At 65.9% G+C, this 11,136-nt stretch carries 8 protein-coding genes; 3 read left to right on the forward strand and 5 right to left on the reverse strand.

Features of this window, described 5'->3' with window-relative positions; genetic code table 11:
* The first annotated feature begins 219 nt into the window (after positions 1-219).
* The 3 genes from J4E58_RS31555 to J4E58_RS31565 all read left to right on the forward strand — a co-directional run bounded on the left by J4E58_RS31555 (position 220) and on the right by J4E58_RS31565 (position 3,317).
* Positions 220-984, forward strand: a complete 765-nt coding sequence (locus tag J4E58_RS31555; protein WP_087092729.1) for an IclR family transcriptional regulator — start codon at positions 220-222, stop codon at positions 982-984.
* A gap of 37 nt (positions 985-1,021) precedes the next feature.
* Positions 1,022-2,239 carry an amino acid deaminase gene (locus J4E58_RS31560; RefSeq protein WP_009044424.1) on the forward strand — a complete coding sequence of 406 codons (1,218 nt, stop codon included), beginning with the start codon at positions 1,022-1,024 and terminating at the stop codon, positions 2,237-2,239.
* 160 nt (positions 2,240-2,399) lie between these two features.
* Positions 2,400-3,317 carry a sugar kinase gene (locus J4E58_RS31565; protein WP_087092730.1) on the forward strand — a complete coding sequence of 306 codons (918 nt, stop codon included), beginning with the start codon at positions 2,400-2,402 and terminating at the stop codon, positions 3,315-3,317.
* Between the two features lie 187 nt (positions 3,318-3,504).
* On the opposite strand, the gene J4E58_RS31570 is transcribed toward J4E58_RS31565, so the two are convergent.
* The 5 genes from J4E58_RS31570 to J4E58_RS31590 all read right to left on the reverse strand — a co-directional run bounded on the left by J4E58_RS31570 (position 3,505) and on the right by J4E58_RS31590 (position 10,977).
* Positions 3,505-3,780, reverse strand: coding sequence for a peptidylprolyl isomerase (locus J4E58_RS31570; protein ID WP_007932676.1), 276 nt, complete (start codon positions 3,778-3,780; stop codon positions 3,505-3,507).
* Between the two features lie 52 nt (positions 3,781-3,832).
* Positions 3,833-6,370, reverse strand: coding sequence for a PAS domain-containing sensor histidine kinase (locus J4E58_RS31575; RefSeq protein ID WP_087092731.1), 2,538 nt, complete (start codon positions 6,368-6,370; stop codon positions 3,833-3,835).
* 305 nt (positions 6,371-6,675) lie between these two features.
* Positions 6,676-8,631: an acetoacetate--CoA ligase gene (locus tag J4E58_RS31580; RefSeq protein ID WP_087092732.1), complete on the reverse strand. Its 1,956-nt coding sequence runs from the start codon at positions 8,629-8,631 to the stop codon at positions 6,676-6,678.
* 161 nt (positions 8,632-8,792) lie between these two features.
* Positions 8,793-9,578: a 3-hydroxybutyrate dehydrogenase gene (locus tag J4E58_RS31585; RefSeq protein WP_007924463.1), complete on the reverse strand. Its 786-nt coding sequence runs from the start codon at positions 9,576-9,578 to the stop codon at positions 8,793-8,795.
* Positions 9,579-9,585: 7 nt separating this feature from the next.
* Positions 9,586-10,977 carry a GntP family permease gene (locus J4E58_RS31590; RefSeq protein WP_053261713.1) on the reverse strand — a complete coding sequence of 464 codons (1,392 nt, stop codon included), beginning with the start codon at positions 10,975-10,977 and terminating at the stop codon, positions 9,586-9,588.
* Positions 10,978-11,136: the final 159 nt, after the last annotated feature.

Here is an 11,136-nt window from a genome sequence, read left to right on the forward strand (position 1 = left end):
AGCTCGCTCCTACAGGGGCGGGTGGGGTTTGTTGTAGCCGCTGCCGAGCTTTGGCGAGGCTGCGATCGACCCCGTAGGGGGGCGCGACGACTTCAAGAGCCTGCGCCCGCGTTGCGGTCGATCGCAGCCTCGCGGGCTCGGCAGCGGCTACGGGGATAAGGGCAATGCCGGGGTTTTGGGGCGCCGGAAATTTCGCAGTTTTTTGTAAAAGGCACAGATATGACCGAAGACACCATCAAGCGCCGGGCCAAGGGGCTGGACCGGGCGTTCGATATTCTCGATTTCCTCAAGGAGATCGGCCAGCTGTTGCGCCCCAACGATATCGCCAAGGGTATCGGCAGCCCCAAGTCCACGGTGTACGAGCTGGTGGCGTCCCTGCTGGAGCGGCGGGTTCTGGAGCCGGTGGGCCAGGATGGGCATGTGTACCTGGGGCGCCAGCTGTACTTCCTGGGGCAGGCCCATCTGCGCCATTTCGACCTGACCCGGGAGGCCGACTCGGCCTTGCAGGAGATCGTCAGCCAGACCCGCGAGACCGCGCAGATGTGCCTGCTCAACGGGCGCAAATACACGGTGGCGCTGATGAAGGAGGGCGAGCGGCATTTCCGCATTTCCTCGAATATCGGCGAGAACGCGCCGATTCCCTGGACCGCTTCCGGGCGGCTGCTGCTGGGGCATTTGAGCGATGAGCAGATCGTCGAGTTGATCGACGAGCGCGACTTCATGCTCCCCGACGGGGAGCGTCTGCCTGTGGCGACCTTCCTCAAGGAAATCCGCCAGGCCACGCAGGACGGTTTCTTTTCCTTCGACAGCGTGGCCGACACCTTTACCCATTGCTTCGCCGCTCCGGTGCGGGACGAGCGCGGGGTGTGCATCTGCACCCTGTGCATCGTCGCGCCACGGGCCGATGCCCAGAACAATTACGCCGACTACCGCCGGGTGCTGATCGACAGCGCGAATCGCCTGGCCCGTCGCATCAACGACTAATGCCAGCCCCTGTGGCTGCGCCGTAAGGAGTTCGAATATGTCTTCTGCCTTGATCAATGCCGCGGTGGAAAAGGGTGCCGCCCAACCGGGCGTCAGCCTGGTGCGCGATGTCAGCCTGCCGGCCCTGGTGCTGCACCGCGCGGCGCTGGAACACAACATTCGCTGGATGCAGAAGTTCGTCAGCGACAGCGGCGCCGAGCTGGCGCCCCACGGCAAGACCAGCATGACCCCGGCGCTGTTCCGTCGGCAGCTGGAGGCGGGCGCCTGGGGCATCACCCTGGCCACCGCGGTGCAGACCCGCGCGGCCTACGCCCACGGTGTGCGCCGGGTGCTGATGGCCAATCAGCTGGTGGGCACGCCGAACATGGGGCTGATCGCCGAGCTGCTGGCCGACCCGACGTTCGACTTCTATTGCATGGTCGATCACCCGGACAACGTCGCCGACCTCGGGCAGTTCTTCGCCGCGCGCGGGGTGCGTCTGAACGTGATGATCGAGTACGGCGTGGTCGGCGGCCGTTGTGGCTGCCGCAGCGAACAGGAAGTGCTGGACCTGGCGCAGGCGATCAAGGCGCAACCGGCCTTGGCCTTGTGCGGCATCGAGGGTTACGAAGGGGTGATCCATGGCGATCACGCGGTGAGTGGCATTCGGGAGTTCGCCGCGTCCCTGGTGCGCCTGGCGGTGCAGTTGCAGGACGACGGGCTGTTCGCTATCGATAAGCCGATCATCACCGCCTCGGGGTCGGCCTGGTATGACCTGATCGCCGAGTCCTTCGAGGCGCAGAACGCCCAGGGGCGTTTCCTCAGCGTGCTGCGCCCCGGCAGTTACGTGGCCCACGACCATGGCATCTATAAAGAGGCGCAGTGCTGCGTGCTCGACCGGCGCAGCGACCTGCACGAAGGCCTGCGTCCGGCGCTGGAAGTCTGGGCCCATGTGCAGTCCCTGCCGGAGCCTGGGTTCGCGGTGATCGCCCTGGGCAAGCGCGATGTGGCCTATGACGCCGGCTTGCCGGTGCCGTTGTTGCGCTACAAGCCGGGCGTGCTGCCGGCCAAGGGCGATGATGTCAGCGCCTGCAAGGTCACGGCGGTGATGGACCAGCATGCGTTCATGACGGTGGCGCCGGGGGTTGAGTTGCGGGTGGGGGACATTATTGCTTTTGGTACTTCGCACCCGTGTTTGACCTTTGATAAGTGGCGTACCGGATTGCTGGTGGATGAGCGGCTGGATGTGCTGGAGAGCATGGAGACCTGTTTCTAAGGTGGGGCTGGCACCTGCTGCGCAGGTGATCGCGGGCAAGCCTCGCTCCTACGGATATGAGGCGTACACGCCTTGGCAAACGACACCAACCTTGTAGGAGCGAGGCTTGCCCGCGAAGACGTTCTTTCTCACAACAAAAAACTCTCAGAGACACCCCACCATGAACACCTGCACCACCGGGAAACGCATCGCCCTGATCGGCGAATGCATGATCGAACTGCAACATCGCGCCGACGGCAGCCTGCAACAGAGCTTCGGCGGCGACACCTTGAACACCGCCGTGTACCTGGCCCGTGAACTGGGCGAGGGCGCCCATGTCGACTATGTCACCGCCCTCGGTGACGACAGTTTCAGCGATGCGATGTGCCAGAGCTGGGCCGAGGAAGGCATCGGCCTGGGCATGGTCCAGCGCCTGCCGGGGCGCTTGCCCGGGTTGTACTGCATCCAGACCGACGCCAAGGGCGAGCGGCGCTTTCTTTACTGGCGCAACGAAGCGGCGGTGCGCGACTGTTTCACCACCCCCGCGGCCGAGCCGATCCTCGCGGCGTTGCCGGCCTACGCGGTGCTGTATTTCAGCGGCATCACCCTGGCGGTGCTCGGCGAGTTGGGGCGCAAGAAGCTGATCGAGACCTTGGTTGAAGCACGCAAGCGTGGGGCGCAGATCATCTTCGATAACAACTACCGGCCACGGCTCTGGGCCTCGCTGGAGCAGACGCAGGCGGCTTATCGCGAGGCGCTGGCCTATGTCGACCTGGCGTTGCTGACGGTGGATGACGAGCAGGCGCTGTTCGGTTATGTCGACAGCCAGGCGGTATTGGCGGCTTACGCGGACACGCCGGAAGTGGTGCTCAAGCGGGGCGCCGAAGCGTGCCTGATCCGCTGTGGCGACGAGTCGTTCGAGGTGCCGGCGCAGCGGGTGGAGCAGGTGGTGGACACCACGGCGGCGGGGGATTCGTTCAGTGCGGCGTATCTGGCGTGCCGCTTGAAAGGCGGCAGTCCGCAGCAGGCGGCGCAGGCCGGGCATCGCTTGGCGAGCCGGGTGATCCAGGTGCCGGGGGCGTTGATCCCAAGACCCTGAGGCACCCCTGTAGCCGCTGCCGAGCCTGCGAGGCTGCGATCGGCACCGCAGGGGCCGCAAAACCTGGCGGCGCGGTCTACCTGAAAGATTGGGGATACCGCCCTTGCGCCGGCTGCGCCGTCGATCGCAGCCTCGCAGGCTCGGCAGCGGCTACAGGGGCGTGGTCGAAGCGTGGTGAGCGACGCGGTCAATCGCGGTAGAACACCTGCACCAGGTGATAGCCGAACTTGCTCTTGATCGGCCCGTGCACGGTGCGCAGGGGCTTTTTGAAGATCACCTGGTCGATGGCCCCGACCATCTGCCCCGGCCGCACTTCACCCAGGTCGCCGCCGCGTTTGCCGGAGGGGCAGGTGGAGTATTTCTTCGCCAGCACGTCGAAGGCTTCGCCCTTGGCGATGCGCTGCTTGAGCTGTTCGGCCTCTTCGGCGGTTTTCACCAGGATGTGGCGGGCTTGGGCTTTCATGGGGCAGTTACCTTGGAACGGTGCGGACGGCGGGGGCGGATTATGCCTGAAATCAGCCCTGCCGGCCGATCATCTGACGAATCTTCTGGGCCAGCGCCTCGATGGAAAACGGCTTGGCGATCAGGTCCATGCCAGCGTCGAGAAAGCCCTGGCGCTCGGCGGCCTTTTCCGCGTAACCGGTCATGAACAGCACCTTGAGCTCCGGTCGCTGCTGGCGGGCGATCTCCGCCAGCTGCCGGCCGTTCATGCCCGGCAGGCCGACGTCGGTCACCAGCAGGTCGACGCGCCGCTCGGACTCCAGCAACGGCAGGGCGCTCTTGGCGTCCTCGGCCTCGAAAGCGCTGTAGCCCAGTTCGCTCAGCACGTTGAGCACCAGCATGCGCACCGCCGGGTCGTCCTCCACCAGCATCACCGATTCGCCGGCCACCGCGTACGGCGCTTCGACGCTGGCCGGTGCCGGGCTGTCGGTTTGGGCACCGCTGTACAGGCGCGGCAGGTACAGGCGCACGCAGGTGCCCTGGCCCGGTTCGCTGGTGATGGTCAGGTGGCCGCCTGATTGCTGGGCGAAGCCGTAGATCATCGACAGCCCCAGGCCCGTGCCCTGGCCGATGGGCTTGGTGGTGAAGAACGGGTCGAAGGCCTTGGCCAGCACTCGCGGGGTCATGCCGGCGCCGTTGTCGCTGACGCCGAGCATCACGTAGTCGCCGGCCTTGACCGGTTCCAGGGTGCCCAGGTCGCTGCCGTTGAGGTAGCTGTTGGCGGTCTCGATGGTCAGCACGCCGCCGTCGGGCATGGCGTCGCGGGCGTTGATCACCAGGTTGAGCAGGGCGTTTTCCAGCTGGCTGGCGTCGCTGTTGATCGACCAGACGTTGGCGCCCAGGTTCATCTTCAGCTCGATATGCTCGCCCTTGGTGTGGTTGAACAGGTCCTGCAGCGAACGCACCAGCTGGTTCGGTTCCAGTGGCCGGCGGTCCAGCGACTGGCGTCGGGAGAACGCCAGCAGGCGGTGGGTGAGGGCGGCCGCGCGCTTGGCCGAGGACATCGCCGCTTCGGTGAAACGGCCGATCTCCGCGCTGCGGTCGGCGTCGATGTAGCGCTGCATCAGCTCCAGGCTGCCGATGATGCCGGTGAGCATGTTGTTGAAGTCGTGGGCGATGCCGCCGGTGAGCTGGCCCACGGCTTCCATCTTCTGCGCATGGCGCAGGGCGTTTTCGGCGCGCTCGCGTTCGAACATCTCGCTCTGCAGGCGCTGGTTGGCGGCGGCCAGTGCCTGGGTGCGCTCGGCCACCCGTTCTTCCAGGGTTTCGTTGAGGTTGCGCAGGGCTTCCTCGGTCTGTTTGCGCTCGGTTTCATCGATCACGAAGATGTAGAAACCATTGATCGCGCCGTCGGCGCCGTAGCGCGGCAGGTACTTCATCAGCGCGTGCCGCGCGCGCCCGTCGCGGTGCGGCGAGTTGGCTTCGAAGCTGCAGGGTTTGCCGGCCAGGGCGGCGGCGATCTTGTCGGCGCGGGTGGCGTAGATCTCGTCCCCCACCACTTCGCGGATGGTCCGCCCGTACAGCTCCTGCGGGGTCAGGCCGTACCAGTCGAGGTAGGCGCTGTTGTTCAGGCGAAAGCGCTCTTCGTGGTCGACGTAGCCGATCAGCACCGGCATGGCGTTGATGATCAGCTGCAATTCGGTCTGGCTCTGGCGCAGCGCCTGTTCCATCTGCTTGCGGTCGGTCAGGTCCAGGGCGGCGCCGAGGAAGCGCACCGGCCGGCCGTGGTGATCCTTGTAGCAGCGCCCGCGGGCGAAGACCCAGCGGATCTGCCCGTCGGGCTGTTGCAGGCGGTATTCCTCGGCGTATTCGGTGCCGTGGGTGATGCAGTGCTTGATGCTGCGCGCCACCATGCCGCGGTCTTCCGGGTGCACGCCCTTGAGGTAGTCGCTGATGGGCAGTTGTCCGGCCAGGGCCGGGTCGATGCTGTGCAGCTGGGCGAAGTGGGCGTCGGCGATAAAGCGGTCGTCGCCGATGTCCCAGTCCCAGGTGCCGACCGCGTCGGTCGCTGCCAGCGCCAGTTGCAGGCGCTCTTCGGTTTCGTGCTGGGCCTTGAGGCTGGCCGCCGAGCGCTGCTCCAGTTCCAGGGCGATGCGTCGGCGCTCGTTGGTTTCGATGCTGGTGACCAGGATCCCGGCGACTTCGCCGCTTTCGTCGCGGATCGGGCTGTAGGTCAGGTCCAGCCAGACGTCCGACTCGCGGCCGTGGCGCAGCAGGGTGAAGGGTTTTTCGCTGAAGGTGCGCACCTGGCCTTGCAGCACGGCTTGGTAGATCGGCGCGGTGAAGTCCTGGAGTTCCGGCCAGGTCAGGTGGGTCGACTGGCCGAAGGCGCCAGGGTGCTTGTTGCCGGCCAGCAGGGCGAAACCGTCGTTGTAGATCTGTGTCAGTTGCGCGCCCCACAACAGCAGCATCGGCATTGGCGAGTGAATCACGATGTCCACCGCGGTGCGCAGGCTCTGCGGCCAGTGGTCGACCGCGCCCAGCGGCGTGGCGGCCCAGTCCAGCCGGGCAATCAGGGTTTCGGCTTCGCTGCCGGAGGGGGAGGCGTTCATGTCGGGGGTGTCCTGAGCGTGCATCACGCCGGCATTGTAGCCGCTGCCGCAGGCTGCGATCGACGGTGTAGCCAGCGCGAGGGCGGTTTTCCCGATCCAGCAGGTAGACCGGATCGCCCGGTTTTGCGGCCCCTGCGGTGCCGGGCGCAGCCTGCAGCAGCGGCTACAACTGGCACCGCGCCCAGCCCTTGTAGCCGCTGCCGAGCCTGCGAGGCTGCGTAAAGGCCCGCAGGGCCTTCAGCGGTCCTGAGATCGCGCCCCTGCGGGTCGTTCGCAGCCTGCGGCAGCGGCTACAGGGGCAACGATCAGTCGCGCAACTCAGGGCGATCGCGAAACTGCTCCAGCGCCTCGGGGTTGGCCAGGGCGTCGGTGTTTTTCACCGGCAGGCCGTGCACCACGTTGCGCACCGCCAGTTCGACGATCTTGCCGCTGATGGTCCGCGGGATGTCGCTGACCGCGAGGATCTTCGCCGGCACGTGCCTTGGCGTGGTGTTGGCGCGGATGACCTGGCGGATCTGCTCCTGCAGGGCGTCGTCCAGTTGCACGCCGTCCTGCAGGCGCACGAACAGCACCACCCGCACGTCGTTGTCCCATTGCTGACCGATGGCCAGGCTTTCCAGGACCTGCTCGAGTTTCTCCACCTGGCGGTAGATTTCCGCGGTGCCGATGCGCACGCCGCCGGGGTTGAGCACGGCGTCCGAGCGGCCGTGAATCAGCCAGCTGCCATGGGCCAGTTGCTCGGCGTAGTCGCCCTGGGCCCAGACCCCGGGGAACTGGCTGAAGTAGGAGGCGCGCAGCTTCTCGTGCCGCGGGTCGTGCCACAGGCCGATGGGCATGGCCGGGAAATGCCGGGTGCAGACCAGTTCGCCCTTTTCGCCGACCACCGCCTGGCCCTGGTCGTTCCACACCTCGACCGCCATGCCCAGGCCCTTGCCCTGCATTTCGCCGCGGTGCACCGGCAACAGCGGGTTGCCGATGATGAAGCAGGAAATGATATCGGTGCCGCCGGACATCGAGGCCAGGCACAGGTCCTGTTTGAACGCGCGGTACACGTAGTCGAAGCTCTGCGGCGACAGCGGCGAGCCGGTGCTGAGCAGGGTCTTGAGGCTGGCCAGGGAATGGCTCTGGCGCGGCTCGATACCGGCTTTTTCCAGGGCCACCAGGTACTTGGGGCTGGTGCCGAAGACGCTGATGCCTTCCTGGTCGATCAGGTCGATCAAGTGTTCGGGCGCCGGGTGGAACGGCGAGCCGTCGTACAGCAGCACCGTGGCGCCCACCGCCAGGGCCGAGACCAGCCAGTTCCACATCATCCAGCCGCAGGTGGTGTAGTAGAACAGCACTTCGCCGGCGCGCAGGTCGGTGTGCAGGCCGTGCTCCTTGAGGTGCTGCAACAGCACGCCGCCGGTGCTGTGGATGATGCACTTGGGCACACCGGTGGTGCCGCTGGAATAGAGGATGTACAGCGGGTGGGCGAAGGGCACGGCGACGAACGCCGGCTCGCCGCCGGGGCGGTAGAAGTCGTCCCACAGCGCGACGCTGGCCGAGGTGCGGAAGTCTTCGGTGCGAGCCTCGGGCCGCGCGTACGGCACGATGATCAGCTGTTGCAGGGACGGCAGGCGTTCGAGGATCTCGTTGACCTTGGCCGTCTGGTCGATCTGTTTGCCGGCGTAGCGGTAGCCGGCGCAGGTGATCAGCACCTTGGGTTCGATCTGGCCGAAACGGTCGATCACCCCCTGGGTGCCGAAGTCCGGCGAGGAGCTGGACCAGACGGCCCCGAGGCTGGCGGTGGCGAGCATGCCCACCAGGGTCTGCCAGGTGTTGGGCATGCAGGCCGAGACCCGGTCGCCAAGGCCGACGCCGGCGGCCCGCAGGCTGTGTTGCAGGCCGGCGACATGGGCCGCCAGCTGGTTGTAGGTCAGCTGTTCGCGCTGGCCGTTCTCGTTGATCGCCACCACCGCGACGCCATCGTCACGCCGCTTGAGCAGATGCTCGGCGAAGTTCAGGGTGGCGTCGGGAAACCACTGGGCGGCGGGCATGCCGCGGCCTTCGATCAGCACCGCGCTGGGGGGCGCGTGGAACTCGACATCGAAGAAATCGACTATGGCCTGCCAGAAGGCTTCGCGCTGCTCGATGCTCCATTGGTGCAGGGCGGGGTAGCCGTCGAGGTCCAGGTCGTGACGGTGATTGATCAAGCGCCGGAAGGCTTCCATGCGGGTCTTGCTGATGCGCTCGGCACTGGGTTGCCAGAGTAATTCGGACATGGGTGGCCTCTTGTTTTTCTGCTGCACACACAAAGCGGGTCCAACTCTACCTGTAGCCGCTGCCGAAGGCTGCGATCGACCGGAACGGTCGTGGCGGTCTCAAGATCGCGGAGGTCCTTCGGACCTATCGCAGCCTGCGGCAGCGGCTACAGGGATCGCGTTTACTGCGCCAGCCAGCCGCCGTCGATATTCCACGCCGCGCCACGCACCTGGCTGCCGGCCTCACTGCACAAGAATAGGACCAACTCGCCCAGCTGCGAAGGCGTGACGAACTCCAGGGACGGCTGTTTTTCCGCCAGCAGGTCGTGTTGCGCCTGTTGCGGATCGACCCCCGCGGCGATGCGGTCGTCGATCTGCTTTTGCACCAGCGGGGTCAGGACCCAGCCCGGGCAGATGGCGTTGCAGGTGACGTTGCTGGTGGCGGTTTCCAGGCCGACCACCTTGGTCAGGCCGATCACCCCGTGCTTGGCCGCCACATAGGCGGCCTTGCCCACCGAGCCGACCTGGCCATGCACCGAGGCGATGTTGACGATCCGCCCCCAGCCCTTGGCGCGCATGCCGGGCAGGCTCAGGCGGGTGCTGTGGAACACCGACGACAGGTTGATGGCGATGATCGAGTCCCAGCGCTCCACCGGGAATTCCTCGACCGCCGCCACATGCTGGATGCCGGCGTTGTTGACCAGGATGTCGACGCCGCCGAACTCGCGCTCGGCGTAGGCGAGCATGTCGGCGATCTGCGCCGGGTCGCTGACGTCGGCCGGGTGATGACCGACCTTGCCGCCGCTGTCTTTATTGAGGCGCGCGACCTCGGCGAGCACCGTCGAGGCATCGCCGAAGCCGTTGAGGATCAGGTTGGCGCCGGCCTTGGCCAGGCTCAGGGCGATCCCTAAGCCGATGCCGCTGGTGGAGCCGGTGACGAGGGCGGTCTTGCCCGCAAGATTGCTCATGAATACCTCACACAATGCCGGTGGCGTAGAAAGTGGCGATCACGACGAAGACGGCCAGGGTCTTGATCAGCGTAATGCAGAAAATGTCCTTGTAGGCTTGGCGGTGGGTCAGCCCGGTGACCGCCAGCAGGGTGATCACCGCGCCGTTGTGCGGCAGGGTGTCCATGCCGCCGCTGGCCATGGCGGCCACACGGTGCAGCACTTCCAGCGGGATGTTGGCGGCGTGGGCGGCGCTGATGAAGGTCTCCGACATGGCCGCCAGGGCGATGCTCATGCCGCCCGAGGCGGAGCCGGTGATGCCGGCCAGCAGGGTCACGGTAATGGCCTCGTTGACCAGCGGGTTGGGGATGCTTTTCAGCCAGTCCGACAGCACCAGGAAACCCGGCAAGGAGGCGATCACCGCGCCGAAACCGTATTCCGAAGCAGTGTTCATCGCCGCCAGCAGGGCGCCGCTGACCGCGCTCTTGCTGCCCTCGGCGAGCCTGCCGCGAATGGCCGAGAAGCCGAACACCAGGACCATGATGATGCCCACCAGCAAGGCGGCCTGGACTGCCCAGATGGCGGTGAGCTTGGCGACGTCGGTCTGCACCGGGGCGGCCATGCCGGCCAGGGCCAGGCTATGAGTCTTGCCGTACCACTGGGGAATCCAGTGGGTGAACAGCAGGTTCATCAGGCCCACCAGCAGCAGTGGCGACAGGGCGATCCAGGGGTTGGGCAGCTGGATGTCGGCGGCGGTTTCCGGCTCGTTGCGCAGGTCGCTGCCGTAGCCTTCACCAGCTTTGTGCGCCTTGTTGCGCTGGCGCTGGAGGAACAGCATGCCGGCGCAGAACACGAAAATGGTGCCGATCACCCCCAGCCAGGGCGCGGCCCAGGCGGTGGTGTTGAAGAAGGTGCTGGGGATGATGTTCTGGATCTGCGGGGTACCGGGCAGCGCGTCCATGGTGAAGGAGAACGCGCCGAGGGCGATGGTCGCCGGGATCAGGCGCTTGGGGATATTGCTCTGGCGGAACATCTCCGCGGCGAACGGGTAGACCGCGAACACCACCACGAACAGCGACACGCCGCCGTAGGTCAGCAGGGCGCAGACCAGCACGATCACCAGCATCGCCTGGCGGGTGCCGAGCAGGCGGATGGCCGCCGCGACGATGGAGCGGGAGAAGCCCGACAGCTCGATCAGCTTGCCGAACACCGCGCCGAGCAGGAACACCGGGAAGTAGAGTTTGATGAAGCCGACCATCTTCTCCATGAACACGCCGGTGAAGGCGGGCGCCACGGCGGACGGGTCGGTGAGCAGGACGGCGCCGAGGGCGGCGATGGGGGCAAAGAGGATAACGCTGTAGCCACGGTAAGCAGCCAACATCAGCAGCGCGAGGGCCGCTAGGGCAATGATCACACTCATGGTGTGTCTCTCCAGGATTGTTATTTTTGTAGGGTGTTGCGGGTGTGGGAGGGGCTATAGCGAGTTTTGTGCCATATGGTTAAGTGTTTGATTTATAAGGGCATTATTATTTTTATTAGAAGGCTTTTAGGATTTTTGTCTCTGATCCGGGACGTGTTG

The sequence above is a fragment of the Pseudomonas sp. FW305-25 genome (genome assembly GCF_017351415.1).
GTDB classification, from domain to species: Bacteria; Pseudomonadota; Gammaproteobacteria; order Pseudomonadales; family Pseudomonadaceae; genus Aquipseudomonas; species Aquipseudomonas chlororaphis.